Annotated in this window: 14 protein-coding genes and 1 riboswitch; of the genes, 3 read left to right on the top strand and 11 right to left on the bottom strand. The window is 36.7% G+C overall.

Annotated features, from left to right (window positions below; translation table 11 throughout):
• Positions 1–187 precede the first annotated feature (187 nt).
• The 7 genes from metF to ABIQ27_RS08055 form a co-directional block, all read right to left on the bottom strand.
• Entirely contained in the window at positions 188–1,144 is a 957-nt protein-coding gene (gene metF, locus ABIQ27_RS08025; protein WP_348033359.1) for a methylenetetrahydrofolate reductase [NAD(P)H], read from the bottom strand.
• A gap of 94 nt (positions 1,145–1,238) precedes the next feature.
• A complete protein-coding gene (metH, locus tag ABIQ27_RS08030; RefSeq protein WP_348033360.1) occupies positions 1,239–3,911 on the bottom strand; it encodes a methionine synthase in 2,673 nt (890 codons plus the stop codon).
• The gene (locus ABIQ27_RS08035; RefSeq protein ID WP_348033361.1) at positions 3,911–4,900 is read right to left on the bottom strand and encodes a homocysteine S-methyltransferase family protein; all 990 of its coding nucleotides are present in this window, start codon (positions 4,898–4,900) and stop codon (positions 3,911–3,913) included. Before ABIQ27_RS08035 ends, metH begins: the two co-directional genes overlap by 1 nt.
• A 213-nt stretch (positions 4,901–5,113) precedes the next feature.
• Positions 5,114–5,218, bottom strand: a riboswitch (SAM riboswitch).
• 124 nt (positions 5,219–5,342) lie between these two features.
• Positions 5,343–6,443 carry an aspartate kinase gene (locus ABIQ27_RS08040; RefSeq protein ID WP_348033362.1) on the bottom strand — a complete coding sequence of 367 codons (1,101 nt, stop codon included), beginning with the start codon at positions 6,441–6,443 and terminating at the stop codon, positions 5,343–5,345.
• Positions 6,430–7,431, bottom strand: a complete 1,002-nt coding sequence (locus tag ABIQ27_RS08045; protein WP_348033363.1) for an alpha/beta fold hydrolase — start codon at positions 7,429–7,431, stop codon at positions 6,430–6,432. Before ABIQ27_RS08045 ends, ABIQ27_RS08040 begins: the two co-directional genes overlap by 14 nt.
• Positions 7,432–7,536: 105 nt before the next feature.
• A complete protein-coding gene (locus ABIQ27_RS08050; RefSeq protein WP_348033364.1) occupies positions 7,537–7,995 on the bottom strand; it encodes an OsmC family protein in 459 nt (152 codons plus the stop codon).
• 2 nt (positions 7,996–7,997) lie between these two features.
• On the bottom strand, positions 7,998–9,290 hold the full coding sequence (locus ABIQ27_RS08055) for a PLP-dependent transferase (protein WP_348033365.1): 1,293 nt from the start codon (positions 9,288–9,290) through the stop codon (positions 7,998–8,000).
• Between the two features lie 771 nt (positions 9,291–10,061).
• Between ABIQ27_RS08055 and metK the strand changes: the two genes are divergently transcribed.
• Positions 10,062–11,312: a methionine adenosyltransferase gene (metK, locus tag ABIQ27_RS08060; RefSeq protein ID WP_348033366.1), complete on the top strand. Its 1,251-nt coding sequence runs from the start codon at positions 10,062–10,064 to the stop codon at positions 11,310–11,312.
• 149 nt (positions 11,313–11,461) lie between these two features.
• On the opposite strand, the gene ABIQ27_RS08065 is transcribed toward metK, so the two are convergent.
• Genes ABIQ27_RS08065 through ABIQ27_RS08075 form a run of 3 tightly spaced genes read right to left on the bottom strand, consistent with a single transcriptional unit; the run spans position 11,462 to position 15,949 of the window.
• Entirely contained in the window at positions 11,462–14,218 is a 2,757-nt protein-coding gene (locus ABIQ27_RS08065) for a carboxypeptidase-like regulatory domain-containing protein (RefSeq protein WP_348033367.1), read from the bottom strand.
• A gap of 21 nt (positions 14,219–14,239) precedes the next feature.
• Complete coding sequence (locus tag ABIQ27_RS08070; protein WP_348033368.1) at positions 14,240–15,046, bottom strand: GLPGLI family protein; 807 nt, start codon at positions 15,044–15,046, stop codon at positions 14,240–14,242.
• A 9-nt stretch (positions 15,047–15,055) separates the two neighbouring features.
• Positions 15,056–15,949, bottom strand: coding sequence for a GLPGLI family protein (locus ABIQ27_RS08075; protein ID WP_348033369.1), 894 nt, complete (start codon positions 15,947–15,949; stop codon positions 15,056–15,058).
• A gap of 122 nt (positions 15,950–16,071) precedes the next feature.
• Here ABIQ27_RS08075 and ABIQ27_RS08080 point away from each other — a divergent pair, with 122 nt between their 5' ends.
• Complete coding sequence (locus ABIQ27_RS08080) at positions 16,072–16,863, top strand: hypothetical protein (RefSeq protein WP_348033370.1); 792 nt, start codon at positions 16,072–16,074, stop codon at positions 16,861–16,863.
• On the top strand, positions 16,863–17,477 hold the full coding sequence (locus tag ABIQ27_RS08085; RefSeq protein ID WP_309613917.1) for a deoxynucleoside kinase: 615 nt from the start codon (positions 16,863–16,865) through the stop codon (positions 17,475–17,477). The genes ABIQ27_RS08080 and ABIQ27_RS08085 overlap by 1 nt, the downstream gene beginning before the upstream one ends.
• Positions 17,478–17,543: 66 nt before the next feature.
• On the opposite strand, the gene ABIQ27_RS08090 is transcribed toward ABIQ27_RS08085, so the two are convergent.
• On the bottom strand, positions 17,544–19,269 hold a 1,726-nt coding region (locus ABIQ27_RS08090; protein WP_348033371.1), incomplete at its 5' end, for a sodium/proton-translocating pyrophosphatase.

The following is a 19,269-nucleotide window of genomic DNA, read 5'->3' on the forward strand; positions in this document are numbered from 1 at the left end:
AATTGGCAGCCTTTTTTTTAATGAGATTTCCTTTTTGGGCAATATCTGTAACAGTAATTAATATTTTGGCAATTATTTTTTTAGCAAAATACAAACCCCGACACTACAAATTTTCCATTCTTGGCTTAGCTTTACTTTTTATTCTCCCAATGACTATTGTTTTATACCTGATGAGTAAAATACAATGCTAAAATACTTCCTTTGCAATTGCTTTGATATTCTCCGCTTTTCCCATTGAATAATAGTGTAAAACCGGAATTCCGGCAGCAACCAATTCCTTGCTTTGCTGTGTGCACCATTCAATACCAATTTGTTTTACGACATCATTGTCTTTAGCTTTTACGACTGCCATAATCAAATCATCAGGCAATTCCACGCTAAATCTATGTGGAATTAAATTCAACTGCTTTTTGGTAGCAATAGGCTTCAAGCCAGGAATAATCGGAATTGTGATTCCGGCTGCACGGCATTTAGCAACATAATCGAAGTATTTTTTATTGTCAAAAAACATTTGAGTAATGATATATTCGGCTCCGTTTTTTATTTTTTGCTTCATGAAATGTATATCGCTGTCCAGACTTGGAGCTTCCATATGCTTTTCGGGATAACCTCCAACGCCAATACAAAAATTAGTCGGAGCCGTATTCTTCAAATCTTCATCCAGATAAATTCCGTTGTTCAGATTGCTGACTTGTAAAACCAAATCGGTAGCGTATTCATTTCCTTCTTTTTCAGGTTTGAAATAGGTTTCGGTTTTCAACGCATCGCCACGAAGCGCCACCACATTGTCGATTCCAAGGAAATCTAAATCAATCAATAGATTTTCGGTGTCTTCTTTGTTAAAACCACCACACAAAATGTGCGGAATGGCATCTACAGAATATTTGTTCTGGATTCCGGCACAGATACCAACCGTTCCGGGACGTTTTTTTACAATCTTCTTTTGCAAAAGTCCGCTTGGCAATTCCTTGAATTCATATTCCTCACGATGATAGGTTACATCAATAAATGGAGGATTGAACTCCATTAACGGATCGATGCTATCAAAAATCGACTGAATGTTTTGCCCTTTCAATGGCGGTAAAATCTCAAACGAAAACAATGGTTTTCCGTTGGCGTTCTCTATATGTTGGGTTACTTTCATTTTTATTTTTTATCTTTTTATGGCGTTACCCTACGGGTCGGGCTTTCTGCAGTGCACGGCACTTGCTGCAATCCCTAACGCAATGAATTTTCTACTAATCCGCAATATTTGGATTGAGCCATTTTGTGGCTGTTTCTGTTGAAATTCCTCTTCTTTTTGCGTAATTTATGACTTGATCTTCTTTTATTTTTCCGAGTCCAAAATACTTGCTTTCAGGATTTGCAAAATAATATCCCGAAACCGATGAAGCCGGCCACATCGCCATGCTTTCGGTAAGTGTTACTCCGATTTCATTTTCTACATTCAATAATTTCCAGATGGTTGGTTTTTCCAAATGGTCGGGACATGCCGGATAACCTGGCGCTGGGCGAATTCCTTTGTATTCTTCATCAATCAAATCCTGATTACTCAAGTTCTCATCTGAAGCATGACCCCAAATTTCCTTACGCACTTTCAGATGTAAATATTCCGCGAAAGCTTCAGCTAATCTATCGCCAAGCGCTTTGACCAGAATCGAATTGTAATCGTCTAATTGTTTCTCAAATTCGGTTGCTTTTTCGTCAACACCAAAACCAGTTGTCACACAAAAGCATCCTATATAATCTTGTTTCCCACTGTCTTTTGGGGCAATAAAATCAGCCAAAGCAATGTTTGGAGCACCAGCCGTTTTCTGTGATTGTTGGCGAAGGGTTAAAAAAGTTATCGGTTGTCGGTTATCGGTTGTGAGTTCAATATCGTCATCGTTAACAGTATTTGCCGGGAAAATTCCGAGAATTCCTTTTGCGGTCAACCATTTTTCGGAAACGATTTGACTTAACATTTCTTGCGCATCAGCAAATAAAACTGTTGCTTGTTCGCCCACAACTTCATCTGTCAAAATCGCCGGATATTTTCCGTACAATTCCCATGAACTAAAAAATGGTGTCCAGTCGATAAAATCAACCAATTCCGAAAGTTGGACTTCAACGGTTTTGGTTCCGATAAAGTTTGGTTTTATTGGAGTGAAATTATCCCAATCCAGTTGCTTTTTATTCTTGCGCGCATCTTCAATCGACAAGTAATTTTTATCTCTGCTTCTATTCAAATAACCATCGCGAAGCTTGTCATATTCTTCGCGGATTGCTTTTACATAACTTCCTTTGGTTTCTGTTTGGAGCAAATTACTCGCAACAGTTACCGCACGCGAAGCATCGTTTACGTGAACTACAGTTTCTTTATATTCAGGTGCAATTTTCACTGCAGTATGCGCACGTGATGTTGTCGCACCACCAATCATAATCGGAATTTTGATGTTTAGTTTATCCATTTCTTTGGCCAGATAAACCATTTCGTCGAGCGATGGCGTAATCAATCCACTCAGACCAATAATATCAACGTTTTCACGAATAGCAGCTTCGATAATTTTTTCGGGCGGAACCATAACTCCCAAATCGATGATTTCAAAGTTGTTGCACCCCAAAACTACGGCCACAATATTTTTACCAATATCGTGTACATCGCCTTTCACCGTTGCCATTAAAACCTTTCCGGCGCTTGATGATTTCCCGTCTTTTTGTGCTTCAATAAACGGCAATAAATAAGCTACTGCTTTCTTCATTACACGTGCCGATTTTACTACTTGAGGCAAAAACATTTTTCCGCTTCCGAATAAATCTCCAACGACATTCATTCCGGCCATTAGATTCACTTCGATAACTTCGATAGCTTTTTCAGAATTTGCTCTTGCTTCTTCTACATCTATTTCTATAAATTCATCAATTCCTTTTACTAATGAATGTGTCAATCTTTCTTGAACCGAACCGCTTCTCCATTCCTGAATTGCTTTTTCATTAGCTTTGAAATCGCCTTTGAAAGTTTCGGCTAAATCCAACAATCTTTCAGTCGCATCTTCTCTTCTATTTAGCAGCACATCTTCAACATGCTCTAATAAATTCTTATCTATCTCATCATAAATCTCAAGCATTTCCGGATTTACGATTCCCATTGTCATTCCGTTTTGAATTGCGTGATACAGGAACGCCGAATGCATTGCTTCTCGCACTTTGTCATTGCCACGGAACGAAAACGAAACGTTACTCACTCCGCCAGAAATTCCGGCATAAGGAAGGTTTTCACGAATCCATTTTGTTGCTCTGAAGAAATCGAGAGCGTTTAATTTGTGTTCGTCCATTCCGGTTGCAACCGGGAAAATATTTGGGTCGAAAATGATATCTTCTGCCGGGAAATGAACTTCATTTACCAGAATATCATAACTTCTTTTACAGATTTCGATACGTCTTTCGTAATTATCGGCTTGACCATTTTCATCAAAAGCCATTACGATTACAGCTGCGCCATATCTTTTAATCAACTTGGCGTGATGGATGAAAGCGTCTTTTCCTTCTTTTAATGAAATCGAATTCACGACACCTTTTCCCTGAATTATTTTCAAACCAGCTTCTATGATTTCCCATTTGGAACTGTCAATCATAACCGGAACTCGGGCAATATCTGGTTCGGCAGCAATCAGATTAAGGAATTTTGTCATCGCATAAACGCCGTCCAACATTCCCTCATCCATATTGATATCGATGATTTGCGCGCCGCCTTCTACTTGATCTCTTGCTACAGTAAGTGCTTCGTTGTATTTCTCTTCTTTGATTAAACGCAGAAATTTACGCGACCCTGTTACGTTCGTTCGTTCTCCTACATTTATAAAATTGGATTCCGGAGTAACTATCAAAGGTTCTAATCCTGATAGTTTTAAATATTTATTTGCCTGCGCCATTATATCGTTTCTAAAATATGTCTTGGTTTGAATTCTTTGGCAACATCGGCAATAGCTTTAATATGGTCTGGTGTTGTTCCGCAGCAACCGCCAATAATGTTAATCAAATTATCTTGTAAATATTCTTTAATCAAAGCCTGCATTTCTTCCGGCGTTTGGTCGTATTGCCCAAAAGCATTTGGCAAACCTGCGTTTGGATGCGCCGAAATATTTAACTGCGTATTATGAGCCAAACGTTTCAAATACGGTTTCAATTGGTCAGCACCAAGCGCGCAGTTGAATCCGATACTCAATAAATCGATGTGTGCGATAGAAATCAAAAATGCTTCTACTGTTTGACCAGAAAGTGTTCTTCCTGAAGCATCGGTAATCGTACCTGAAACCATTACGGGAATATCAAGATTGCGTTCTTCTTTGACTTCTTCGATGGCAAATAAAGCTGCTTTTGCGTTTAGTGTGTCGAAAATAGTTTCTACCAATAAAACATCACAACCACCGTCAATCAAAGCTTCTACTTGTTGTTTGTATGCAATTCGTAAATCATCAAAAGTTACGGCACGGAAACCAGGATCATTGACATCTGGCGACATTGATGCTGTTCTGTTTGTTGGTCCGATTGAACCTGCAACAAAACGTGGTCGGTCGGTGAATTCATCGGCAACTTCGCGGGCGATTTTGGCTGATTCATAGTTTAATTCATAAACCAAATCCTCCAAATGATAATCTGCCATTCCGATTGTCGTTCCTGAAAATGTATTTGTTTCAACGATATCGGCACCAGCTTCAAAATACAAACGGTGGACTAGTTTTACAGCTTCTGGCTGCGTGATTGAAAGCAAATCGTTGTTTCCTTTTAGCGGATGTGGAAAATCTTTGAATCGTTCTCCGCGGAAATCTTCTTCAGAGAAATTGTTGCGTTGCAGCATGGTTCCCATTGCTCCGTCGAGCACGAGAATCCTTTGTTGAATTGCTTGTTTTATTTTTGACATAATGTTGTTACACAAGGTTACTCAAAGTTTTCACAGAGTTTCCCAAAGTTTATTATTTGCAATTAATTATTATTGAATGCACTGATGCCCTAGCCCAGATATTAGTGGAAATCCTTTTCTTTTTTTCTTTAAAAAAGAAAAGATTGCAACGGATAGCTGGAATAGCTTCAAAAAAATATAAAAATGTTATCGTGAAAGTGAGAAGAATTCTCTGGGTTATCTTTTCTCGATCAATCGAGATAGAATGTAGCACCTTCTTTTGGCAAAGGGTTGCTAAGCTTTCAACGGGTCTATTCCCTCGAGCTTTCGTGATAACAAACAATAAATTTATGAACAGTGCAAAGTAACGGCATAGAATTCGTTTTTGCAAGGAAAATAAAAAAATAAAAACCTACAACGTTTGCGTGCTGTAGGTTTTCGGTGGTTGAGTTAGTATAAACTTTTATAGCCAAACGGCTTCTTTGATTTTTGCTTTTTCAGCAATTTTGAGGATATCGGTCAAAACTCCACGCGCCGTTACTTGTTTTCCGGCTCCTGCGCCTTGGATGACAATTGGAATTTCGCCATAGGATTGGGTATAAATCTCAATCAGATTATCGGCACCTTTGAGTTGGCCTAATGCCGAACTTTTGGGAACCGAAATTAGTTTGACTTCCAATTCTTTTTTGACAACATCAAATTCGCCAACATAGCGAAGACTGTGATTTTCGGCTTGGGTGATTTTGGCAATATGAAATGGTTTGTCAAAAAGTTGCTTGTTGATTGAGTATTCGCCTTTGGAATGGGTTTCATTCAAATTTGGGAGCAAAAGGGATGAAATCTTAATATCGGAAAATTGGAATTCTTGTTCTATTTCGCGAGCCAGAATCAATAGTTTTCGTGCTACGTCATTGCCGGATAAATCTTCACGGGAATCGGGTTCTGTGTAGCCGTTTTTTTCGGCAGCCAAAAGAATATTGGAAAACGGAATGTCTTCTGAAGAAAATCTGTTAAAAATATAACTCAGTGAACCTGAAAAAACGCCACGGATTTTGGTGATTTTTTCTCCGGAAAAATGCAAATCATTAATAGTTTGCACAACTGGAAGTCCAGCGCCAACATTGGTTTCGTAAAGAAATGTCTTGTCATATACTTTTAGGTTTTCTCTCAATTCTTTGTAGAAATCGAAATGAAGTGTATTCGCTTTTTTATTGGCGGCAACAATATCAAAACCGTTTTGGATTAACGGAATATAATTTTTGATGATTTCTGAGCTTGCCGTAGCATCAACAGCAATTAGATTCTCAAGTTCTTGTTCCTGCACATATTCAATAATATCTTCAATTCTGAATGGAATTGCCGATTGTGCAAAATTGGCTTCCCATTGATTTTTGAGTCCGTCTTTTTCAAAGAATGCCAAAGTGGAATTGGTGATGATTGGAAATCGCAGGTCGATATTTCTTTTTTCGAGGAATAATTTTTGGCTTTCAATTACTTGGTTTACTAATGTGCTTCCGACATTTCCAATTCCGAAAAGGACGATGTTTATTCTAAGCGCTGACATAAGCTTGTTGTTTTTGTTTGTTAAAAATAGGTTCTAGGATTTGGGCCAATTGGTCGAATTCAATTAAGAAAGCGTCATGACCATGAATAGATTTGATTTCGTGGTAAAAAACATTGTCTCGAATGGATTTTAATTCGTGATACGTTTCCCGATTTTCGTCCGGAATAAAAAAGTAATCAGTATCAACAGCAACGATGTGAATATTGGTTTTTATCTCTTTCAGGATTGACAGAAAATCTTTTCTGTCGCGCGTAATGTCATTTGTTTTTAACAGATGGTTCATTAGTTTATAAGCTGCCAACCGGAAGCGGTTTTTGAGTTTGAAGCCATGATTGATCAGCCAATTCTCAATTTGAAAAATAGAAAGGTTATCTAATTTATTTCTTTGAAATCGTTGGTTGACAGATTGTGGTGTTCTGTATAACAGCATCGCGTGCAGCCTTGCATCGACAATTGGATCATCTGAATTATTGAGGATTTGATCCTGAATCAAAACATTCGCAATTACCCAATCGGTCGCTTTCCAATCGGAGGCAATTGGAATTAAATTTTCGACTTTATCCGGAAAGAGCGTTGTCATTTCCCAGGCTAAAGCGCCGCCAAGACTTCCGCCAATTACAGAAAAAATGGTTTCGATTTGCAGGAAAAATAAACCTTCCCAAAAAATATGGGCAATATCACGAACCGTAAAATCCTGATAATTGGAAATCAGATTTCCAAAATTATCATCATACCCATTTCCTGGAATGTTGAATGCAATTACGGTGAAATAGTGTGTATCGATAATTTTATCATCACCAATCAAATCATTCCACCAACCATTTTCACCAGTCACTGTTGAATTCCCAGTCAATGCATGATTGACAACTACTATTGGTGCTGTGCCTAATGATTGTCCAAATTGTTGATAGAACAACGGAATGTAAGGTCTTTGTTTTCCATTTTCTAAATCAAAATTAAACAAGTCTATTTTTTCTAAATTTTTCATTTGAGTTTTTTTTGTGATTTCTTTTTTAAAAGACTGTCTTCAACCGCGAAACTGAAGACAGTCTTAGCAAACAAACAACCTAACCAATGGTTTTTCTTTTATATTTTATGCTGCTTCAATAGTTTGAAACTCTTTCAAAAGGGTTACAGAAATCGGTGTCCGGTTGACCAAATTATCCTGAACCGGGCATCTGTTTTCAACGGCAATCAACCATTCTTTTAGTTGCTCTAAAGTGGCATCAGCTGTTGGTTTTACCACTACTTCAATGGAACCGAAACCTGCTCTTTCATTGCTTGTTTTTCCCTGGTATTTATCTAAACTCAAGGTTCCGGTAATTTCCACCTGAAGCGATTTTAAAGTGATCCCTTGCTCTTTGGCCACTAATTTTCCAACGGCATTGATGCATCCGGCATAGCCAGCCAGGATATATTCTAATGGACTTGGGCCTTCCAATTCGGGTGATTGGTCATTTTTGCTAATTCTAACGTCAAAGTTTTGTGCTTTGACTATGAACTGATTTTCTTCTTTTGCGTAACCGAGTACGCTAACAATTTTTGTGCTCATTTTTATACTGTTTGTGGGGTTTTAATTGTTGCGAATACTGCTTTTAAATCCGCTTTCAAATCTTCGATATCTTCTAATCCAACGGATAAACGGATTAAATCTTTGGTTACACCGGTTGCTTCCTGCTCTGCATCTGACAATTGTTGGTGCGTTGTACTTGCCGGGTGAATTATTAACGATTTGGTGTCGCCAATATTTGCTAAAAGCGAGAATAAACTAGTTTTATCTGCTACCGTTTTTGCTGCTTCAAATCCGCCTTTTAATCCGAAAGTCACTATGCCGCTTTTTCCTTCCGGAAGATATTCGTCAGCTAACTTTTTGTATTTGGATGTTGCTAATCCCGGATAATTTACCCAGGCTACTTGTTCTTGTTTTTCCAACCATTGTGCTAAAGCCAAAGCATTTTCACTGTGTTTTTTGATTCGGATTTCTAACGTTTCTAATCCTTGGATCGTTTGAAAAGCATTAAACGGACTCAAAGCTGCACCAAAATCGCGTAATCCTTCGATTCGTACTTTGGCAATAAATGACGCTGCGCCAAGTGCTTCGTAGTATTTTAATCCGTGGTAACCTGCAGAAGGTTCGGTGAATTCAGGGAATTTCCCGTTGCTCCAATCAAAGTTTCCTGCATCGATGATAACGCCACCAAGAGAAGTTCCGTTTCCTGTAATGTATTTCGTCAAAGAATGAATTACGATGTCGGCACCAAATTCAATTGGGCGAAGCAAATAAGGTGTAGCTACCGTATTATCAACAATAAATGGCACTTTGAACGCTTTGGCTTCTGTTGAAATCGCTTTCAAATCGAGCACATCTAATTTTGGATTTCCCAAACTTTCTACGAAGAAAGCTCTGGTATTTTCCTGTGCGGCTTTAGTAAAATTTTGGGGATTGGATGGGTCAACAAATGTTGTTGTGATGCCTAATCTTGGCAAGGTTACTTTTAGCAAATTGTAGGTTCCACCATACAAACTGTTGGAAGCAACGATGTGGTCGCCTGCTTTTAGCAAAACCAAAAGTGTTGTTGCAATAGCTGAAGTTCCGGATGCAGTAACTACTCCTCCAATTCCACCTTCCAGTTTAGCCAGTCGTTGTTCAAGGATGTCGTTGGTTGGGTTGTTTAATCGTGTGTAGATGAATCCGGCTTCTGCAAGTCCGAAAAGATTGGCAGCGTGATCTGAATTGTTGAATACATACGATGTGGTTTGGTAAATTGGGACTGCTCTTGTTCCTGCGTTTTTAGTAACATCGTGTCCTGCGTGCAATGCGTTTGTTGCGAATTTAGTTGCGCTCATGTTTAGAAATTTAAGTGTTAATGTTTATGATTATTTTAAAATTTTTGAGTTTAAGAATCTGAAATGAATTCAGATTAAATAAAAAAAAGTCCCTTTGGATGGCTTACCAAAGGGACTTTTAGGATAGTTATATAAAACTACAATTAGGTCTTCCGCATTTGGTAACAGGATATGACGATACAACAACACATCATGTGCATCATTGTGCGGTTCATCATCATATTTTTTGCTGTTACATTCATTTTCTTGAACTGAACTCGTTTCAGTTTCTTTTTTAGTTATTTATTTTTTGTTTTTAAAGACCCTGAAATAAATTCAGAGTAAAAAAAAACCTCTGCGGTTTGCAGAGGTTTGATTGTATATATTTTAAAAATTAAAATTATGCAATAGTTATCTCTGCGGATTTTTCCACATCATACGACACATATTGCAAATCATTAATTTCATTTTTTCTTTCTATTTGATGATGCAAACTTCAGAACTATTTTTGAATAAAAAAAATTAAATCTGAAAATTTAACATTTGAAGTTTGATTATATATATTTAAATACTACGTATTTAGATTTTTCTAAAAATCATAAATAAATAAAAAAAGCAAAATAGTTTTTCGTATTCTAAATAGTCTTTATACATTTGCACACGAAAAAATGAGAGGAAAAATTTGAACTGATTGCAACCTCGTTAAAAAATGCTAAAGCAGCATTTCTTCTTTAGCACTTAGTCCCAATTTCTCTTTTTTCGCTTAACATTAATATTAAACTAAGTATAGTTATGGCTTATTTATTTACGTCGGAGTCAGTGAGTGAAGGACATCCAGACAAAGTTGCAGACCAAATTTCTGATGCATTGATTGATAACTTTTTGGCATTTGATGCTGAATCAAAAGTGGCTTGCGAAACATTGGTTACGACTGGTCAGGTAATTCTTGCCGGAGAAGTAAAATCGAACACGTATTTAGATGTTCAACAAATTGCGAGAGAAGTTATTCGCAAAATTGGATATACAAAAAGCGAGTATATGTTTGAAGCTGATTCTTGTGGAATTCTATCTGCAATTCATGAGCAATCTGCTGATATTAATCAAGGTGTAGACAGAGCAAGCAAAGAAGAGCAAGGTGCTGGTGACCAGGGAATGATGTTTGGCTATGCAACAAACGAGACTGAAAACTATATGCCTTTGGCTTTGGATTTATCTCATGCTTTGTTGATTGAATTAGCTAACTTAAGAAGAGAAAATAACGAAATTAAATATTTACGTCCGGATGCGAAATCTCAGGTAACTTTAGAGTATTCTGATGACAACAAACCGGTTAGAATTGATGCTATTGTAATTTCTACACAGCATGATGACTTTGCTCCGGAAGCTGAAATGTTAGCCAAAATTAAAAGCGATTTAGTGTCGATTTTAATTCCAAGAATTAAGGCAAAATATCCTCAATATGCTCATTTGTTCAATGACAATATTACTTATCACATCAACCCAACCGGGAAATTCGTAATCGGTGGACCGCACGGAGATACAGGTTTGACAGGAAGAAAAATCATTGTTGATACTTATGGTGGAAAAGGTGCTCACGGTGGTGGTGCTTTCTCTGGAAAAGATCCAAGTAAAGTTGACCGTTCTGCAGCTTATGCTACACGTCATATTGCCAAAAATTTAGTTGCGGCAGGTGTGTGTGAAGAAGTTTTGGTACAGGTTTCTTATGCAATTGGAGTGGCAAAACCAACTTCTATCAACGTGGTGACTTACGGAACTTCAAAAGTTAACTTGACTGATGGAGAAATCAGCAATAAAGTAGAAGCTATTTTTGACATGCGCCCATACTTTATTGAGCAACGTTTGAAATTGAGAAATCCAATCTATAGCGAAACTGCAGCTTATGGACATATGGGAAGAAAACCAGAAACGGTTACCAAAACTTTCAAACTGCCAAATGGTGCGCCAAAAACTGTGACAGTTGAATTATTTACCTGGGAAAAATTAGACTTCGTAGACAAAGTAAAAGCTGCTTTTGGATTGTAAAATCTGAAACTTTTAATCATAAAAAAAACCTCGCTTTTAGTGAGGTTTTTTGTTTTTTAGCCCCGATAGTAGCGGCATCCTTTTTATAAATTGCCACGGGTTAAAACCCGTGGCAATTTATAAAAAGATATAGTGGATAGCGGGAATAGCTACAAATTATACTTCAAACTAAAAATAACATATCTCGGCTGCACTTTGTATTGTGATGTACGTGTTGAAAACTGACTAAAACTATCGTCATTTAACGAAGTTGTGTTTAGCAGATTGGTTGCCGAAACTTTATATTCCCATTTGCTGTCTTTTGTTTTTTGGTAAATCAGGCTAGCGGACAAAAAATCATATTTATTCTCGACGGTTTTGTCATTGTTGTAGTAATGATAATACTCATATTCTGAAACAAAAGAAAAACTTTTTAAGAAGAAATAATCCAATCTGATTGTTGGTTTGTCGGTGAAAAAAGTATCCGTTGGGTAATCATTAATTGTATAGCTGTAACCGATTTCTATATTCGGCAAATTTTTATAATTCGTCGATGCTTTGATACCGTATGTTTGATTGAAGCTTTCGTTGGTCACCGCAACGTCAAGAAAAGTGGTTCTGTCAACCTGAATATTATTGTACTTCGACCAGTTCAGATTTGCATTGACTGAAGCTTTGTAATATCTTAAAAAGGAACGTCCGTAATTTCCAAAAAACATAAGCGACTGATCGGCAAACTCCGAATTATAAGGTGATGAAATTTGGTTCACGTTATAGAATAGCGCTCTTGTTTTGACACCGTCAACTGTTCTGTTATAACTGACAAAAGCAGAGATGTTTTCAAAATTGAACATATTGTATTTGAAATAACGCAATGAATGTGATTGCTGAATCGCATTTTCCAATGTTCTGTTTCCGCTTGACAAACTGCTGTAACTGTTTAACACAAATCCTTGCGCCTGACGGTTGATATCGGTAAAATTATTGGTAAACGAAAAATTATATGTCAATGATTCCGCTTTTTTAATTTGATAAATCGCTGTAAAATCAGGCAATACTCTGGTGAAATTTTGCTTGTAATTGGTTGCTAATTGTTCGTTGTTCAATGCATACGCATGCAAACTCACACCTGGCGTTAAGGTGAATTTTCCTGTCAGCATTTTGTAATGCAATCCAAGGAAAGCATCATTAAACCGGTAATTTACGTCGTTTGTATTTTGCGTATTATCTAAGTCATTTACGGTTCCGTTGTCCAAAATTTGGTACATGCTTGAATCAAAATTCTGAACCGAAAAGGTATTCCCCAACGTAACGTTGATGTTGCTTTTTGGCGTAAGCATATAGTAATAATCAAGCTTAGTATCCAATTTATTGGTTTTGACAAAACGATTCTGATTCAAGTCTGTTCGGTTTTGGCTATAATCATAACCCAAAATATTTGTCGGTGGACTTGTGGCCTGACTTACAAACGGATCTGATTCCAAATTTGCATTATAAAACGGATTTTCGTCCTGATACAAATGTTGCATTTCTAAAGCAAAAACGTTTTTTTCTGAAGCCGTATAGTAAAAACTCAGGTTTTGATTTACCGTTATTGGGTCTTGTTTTTTGGCCGTTAAAATATTTTCTGTAGTGGAATTGCTGCTCTCATCGATGGTTTCTCTGAGAAGTGAATTGTCTTCATCCTGCTTGGATATTTTGGTTAGTATATCATAATCAAATTGAAAATTCACGTTGGGTTTATAGCTTGAACTCAATTTAAACAATCCTAATTTATTTTTTTGATGTGCAATTTCCTGACGGTTTTCTGTTGAAGCAACAGCTTCTGAATTATCATTTAAAAAATTGGTCGTCGACTTTGTTTCCAAATCTGTAACCGAAGAAGACAGGATTCCGAAACCACTTAATGTCCATGATTTCGATGGATTATAAGAGAAATTCGCAGCGCCAAAATCGGTATCGATTTCCTTGGCTCTGTTATTTCTCAATAGTGAAATTCCCAAATCATTGCTCGAAACATTAAAGGTGCTTCCGCCTTTTGCCATCATATTTTTAAAACCGCCTGTGAATTTAAAATAATCCTGAATCGTCAAAGGCAATTCGCCAATATTGTTCGTATTTGTTATAACGTTGATGCTGTATTTTGGATTGTAATAAAACAGTTTGGGATTGACATTGTATCGGTCAAATTTTCCGTCCGGGCCAAAACCTCCGCCAGCTGTGACATCTCCAAACCAGAAGTTTTTCTTTCCGGCTTTGAGTTTGATATTCATCGCCACATTATCCTGATTGTTTTCGACACCTTTTAGTATCGAATTTTCGTTGTAATTTCTCAGCACTTGTACTTTATCAATAGCATCAGCCGGAATATTCTTTACGCCAAGCTTGGTATCGCCATCAAAAAAGTCTTTGCCTTCGACCATTAATTTGGTCACTTTTTTGCCTTCTACTTCTACTTCACCATCTTCGTTGACTTCAACTCCGGGTAATTTTTTCAGGATATCTTCCAGTTTTCTTTCGGTTCCGGTTTTAAAAGAATCGGCATTATAAACAATGGTATCGCCTTTTATAGAAACTGGCATTTCACGAACAATCTCAACGCCTTCGAGTTCGATACCGCCAGTTTCCATCGTAATGTTTTGGGTGATATTCTGGGTTTCGGTTGTAACCGTAATTTCCTTGTTTTGCATTCCAAGGTAACTCAGTTTAATCGAGTAAGTTGAATTTGGCTTTAGATTCAGAACAAATTTCCCTTTGTCATTCGTAATCGCATAAGCGTCCATGGTTTTGGTTCCCTGGTTCATCGCCATAATATTTGCCATTTCGAGTGGCGCTTTAGTCGCATCCTGAATAACTCCTTCAAAACGGATGTTTTGGGAAAAGGAAAACGTGGAAAACAATAAAAAAAAGTAGAGAAATTTATTCATAAAAAGCTTTAAATTTGGGTGTTACCGACTATAAACGTTGTCCATTACTTCTTTATGTATCGTATCAAATTCTTCCTGGCTTACTTTTTTACCAACGTTTGGAACTTTGATTTTGACGTTTTCTTTGTTGCTCAAAACTATTTTAGAGCACAATACAACGGATTGCCCATCATTTAATTCCAAAATCAGACCAGGCAAACCCCAATAATTCATCGGCCCTAAACTAACGGGGATATCCGGAGTATACCAGGCAGTTATCTTTTTCTCTTTGGGTTCATCAAGTGGGAAAAGGGAAATTTTAGCTTCCTGTTTCTTCAGATATTCTTCATATTCTTTTTTGGCCTTCTCAGAAACCGGAATAATAACTTCAGCTTTGTAGCAGGTATAGTCGCCAATTTTTCTGGTTTCGTCAATTAATTTCCATTCAAAAGATTCAAGTGGATCAACAATTAAAAACTCCTGGCCAACAATATCATCCTCGACAATCTTTATTTTATCCTTAAGATTCATATATTTTTTACCTTCGCCGGAAAAAGTCATTGAGACCTGAACAGCATCATTTTTAGCGTTCGGTTTTTCTAAAGTCTGTTGCTTTTCATACAACGCTTCTTTTTTATTAAAAGTAAGAGTGAACATTTTCTCCGAAGCCCTTTTCTGAGCATCTGCATAAGCTTTTTTATAAGAAGCATCAGCATCTGGTTTGACACCAAATTCTTCTCCGTTTTTAAAAATACGCTTAAAGTAATAATCGGCTTTTCCCTGAAACTCCTGGGCATTTATTGAAAAGCTAACAAGTAATAATGATAAGGCAAGGATTGTTTTTTTCATAAGAACAGATTAATGACCCATTCTTATTTGCATTCCGCCTCTTTGTCCCTGATTCATTTCACTCATCTCCTGCATCTTTTTTGTGACTGTTTCATCGTAATCTTTTTGCGAAATTACTTTACCGTTTGTAGGTGCTTTTATCTCAACTTTATCTTTGGAATTCAATACAATTTTGGAACACAAAATAACAGTCTTCCCATCATTTACTTCGAGGATTAATCCAGGCAAACCCCAATAGCTTTCAGGCCCTTGATTCACCGGAATTTCAGGCGTGTACCAAGCTGTGATGGTGATTTCTTTTGGCATATCGATATCATCCATAAAGTTGGTTTTTTTGTCTTTATCTTCTTTTTTAGCTTCACCTTCTTTCGCTTCTTCCTGCTTTTTAGGCCTGAAGTTTCTGAAATCTGATTTGCTGACAGGACGAATTGCTGTTGCTTTAAAACAATTGTAACCGCCAATCATCCGGGTTTCGCTTTCCATTTTCCAGTTTAATTTTGGCAATGAATCTTTTACCAAAAATTCTTTTCCCATAAATTCTTTATCAACAGTGTAATTTTTGTCTTTTACATTTTTGTAGTATGTTCCACCGCCGCCCATCATAGAGCTCATCATTCTGATACCGCCTTGTTGTCCGCCCGGAGCATCTAGTTTTTCTTCTTCTTTATAGATGGATGCTGATTTGTCAAAATTAAGAATGAATGTTTTTTCAAACATTTTTTTCATTCGTTCTTCAATCATTTTCTGCATATCGGGAGTAATTTCTTTGTTCCCTTCAAAACGGGATTTGAAATCGGAAGTGCTGGTTTTTGATTCATAGACTGCCATTCCCTGAAAATCTTTTTGTGCATTTGAAGTAATAAATGCTAGCAGAAATAGTGAAGTATAAAGTAATTTTCTCATTGTTTCTTAATTTTGAAAGAACAAATATGACGAATGATATTGAAATCTGTTACCAATCTTTTGTTAAAATATATTTTTGGAGCTATTGAAATTAATTTGGTTTAATGTAAATTAGCGCTAATATGAAAAACGCCGTTTATTTCTTTTTATTATTCTGCTCCACGATTAGTTTTTGTCAAAATCAAAAGCTGAAAACAACAGCGTTGGATACAAAGGAACTTGAAAACAAAACCTATATTGGTTTTGATGGATTGGGAAACAATTATTACATTAAGGACAACGTTTTTATCAAAGAAAAGGATGCTCAAAAATGGGAATATAAAAACGTGGCTTTGGGAAAAATAACTTCTGTTGATTATGTAAATCCACTGAAAATAGTCATTTTTTATGAAGACTTTAATACCATAATTACACTTGACAATCAGCTCAACGAAATTCAGAAGCTCAATCTTTTTGACATTGACAATACCATTTTTGCTTCAAAAGTTGGTTTGGCTTCGCAGAATCAGTTTTGGATTTACAATGCGCTTACACAGCAGATAATGTTATTCGATTATCTGAAAAACACTTTCAAAAACATTGGAAACCCTATTCAGGAAAGTATAAAATACACCCAATCTGATTTCAATAATTTTTATTGGATAGATGAAATCAATAATTGGTATTCTATTGATATTTTTGGTAAAGTAACGTTGTTGGCCAATATTCCTCCTTTTGAAAAAATTCAGATTATCGACAATGAGAAGCTGCTGTTTTCGAGAGACAATATTTTGTATAGCCTGAATAATCAAACCAAAGTTATTCACGAAATAGAAATTGTTGAGAACTCGTTCCAAAATTATTATTACAAAGACCAAATTTTGGCTATTTTTACCAACCAACAAATTAAGAATTATAAAATAAAATTACCATAATGCACATAGCAGTAGCAGGAAACATCGGAGCAGGAAAGACAACGTTAACAAGGTTTTTGGCAAAGCAATTCAAGTGGGAACCTCATTTTGAAGACGTAGTTGACAATCCGTATTTGGATGATTTCTATCACCAGATGGAACGTTGGAGTTTTAACCTTCAGATTTATTTCCTAAACAGTCGTTTTCGTCAGGTATTGCAAATTCGTGAAAGTGGTAAAAATATAATTCAGGATAGAACCATCTATGAAGATGCGCACATCTTTGCTCCCAATTTGCATGCTATGGGCTTGATGACCAATCGTGATTTTCAGAATTACTCTGATCTTTTTGAGTTAATGGAAGGATTGGTTGGAGCGCCTGATTTGTTGATTTATCTGAGAAGCTCCATTCCAAATTTGGTTGCCCAAATCCACAAACGCGGACGTGATTATGAAAATACTATTTCCATTGATTATTTAAGTCGTCTGAACGAACGTTACGAAGCCTGGATTCATACTTATGACAAAGGCAAATTACTAATCATAGACGTTGACAATATTGATTTTGTGAATAATCCGGAAGATTTAGGTTTTGTAATTAATAAAATCAATGCCGAGATAAACGGACTTTTTTAAAGACTTTTAAATAAAAAAAATGGCTCACAATTGCGAGCCATTTTTTTATTCCAATATTGAAACTTATTATTTCAATGCTTCAACTTTAGTTTTTACTTCAGCTTCTGAACCTTCAAAAGTTTCTGTACTTGATGTTCCACCAACTGTAGTTGTAACTGTTGCTTTAGCTTTACCATTAGTATTGGTAATTACTACTTTTACAATTTTCTCAGCAGTTGGAGCCATAGCACCTTCACCTTTTTTAGCACAACAGTCATCTTTCTTTTCAGCGATGAATTTTCCATCAGCATCATAGTGAGAAAGACAAGCTTCTTTTTGTTCTGGTGAACATTTTAAAGAATCACACATTGCTGCACATTCTTCTTTAGTCATGTCTTTGCATTTGCTCATATCGCATTTGCCCATATCTTCTTTGCACTCCATTTTCATGTCGATTGTGCATTTCATTTCTTTTGCACCACCTTCGTTACCAGCACCTAAGATTGGAGCGATTACTAATCCGATTAAGCAAGTTAATTTGATTAAGATGTTCATTGATGGTCCAGAAGTATCTTTAAATGGATCTCCAACAGTATCTCCGGTTACAGCCGCTTTGTGAGCATCAGAACCTTTATATGTCATTTCACCATTAATCATAACTCCAGCTTCGAAAGATTTCTTAGCGTTATCCCAAGCACCACCAGCGTTGTTTTGGAACACAGCCCAAAGAACTCCAGATACTGTAACTCCTGCCATATAACCACCTAACATTTCAGCGATTAATTGGTTGTTATCTCCGTAAACTAATTTACCTAATAATACAATTGCAATTGGGAAACCAATTGTTAGAATTCCCGGCAACATCATTTCACGTAATGCCGCTTTTGTAGAAATTTCAACACATTTACCATATTCTGGTTTTCCTGTTCCTTCCATGATTCCCGGAATTTCTTTGAACTGACGACGTACTTCGTACACCATGTCCATTGCAGCTTTTCCAACAGAGTTCATTGCTAATGCAGAGAAAACTACTGGTATCATTCCACCTACAAATAACATTGCCAATACTGGCGCTTTGAAGATATTGATACCATCAATTCCAGTAAAAGTTACATACGCAGCAAATAATGCTAAAGATGTTAATGCAGCAGAAGCGATTGCGAAACCTTTTCCTGTTGCAGCAGTTGTGTTACCAACTGAATCCAAGATGTCTGTACGAGTTCTAACTTCTTTTGGCAATTCACTCATTTCAGCGATTCCACCAGCGTTATCAGAGATTGGTCCGAAAGCGTCGATTGCTAACTGCATAGCTGTTGTAGCCATCATTGCAGAAGCAGCAAGAGCTACTCCGTAGAAACCAGCTAAAGCATATGTTGACCAGATTGCAGCAGCAAACAATAAAACTGTTGGGAAAGTAGAAATCATTCCGGTAGCTAAACCAGCGATTACGTTAGTTCCTGCTCCAGTAGATGATTTTTCTACAATTTTCAAAACTGGTTTTGTACCTAATCCTGTGTAATATTCTGTTACTGATGAAATAGCTCCACCAACAAATAATCCAATTAAAGTAGCATAGAAAACTCTCATTGAAGAAATAGGTTGTAAACCTTCACCAAAGAAAGTCATTTTCATTTCGGCAGGTAACATCCATTTAACCAAGAAGAAACAAGCTATTGCAGTTAAAACAATAGAAACCCAGTTTCCGATGTTTAATGCTTTTTGAACTTGTGCTTCTTTAGCATCATCACTTGAAATTTTCACTATCATAGTTCCTACGATAGAGAATAAAATTCCGAAACCAGCGATTGACATT

It is taken from the genome of Flavobacterium sp., from assembly GCF_039916025.1.
Lineage (GTDB): Bacteria > Bacteroidota > Bacteroidia > Flavobacteriales > Flavobacteriaceae > Flavobacterium.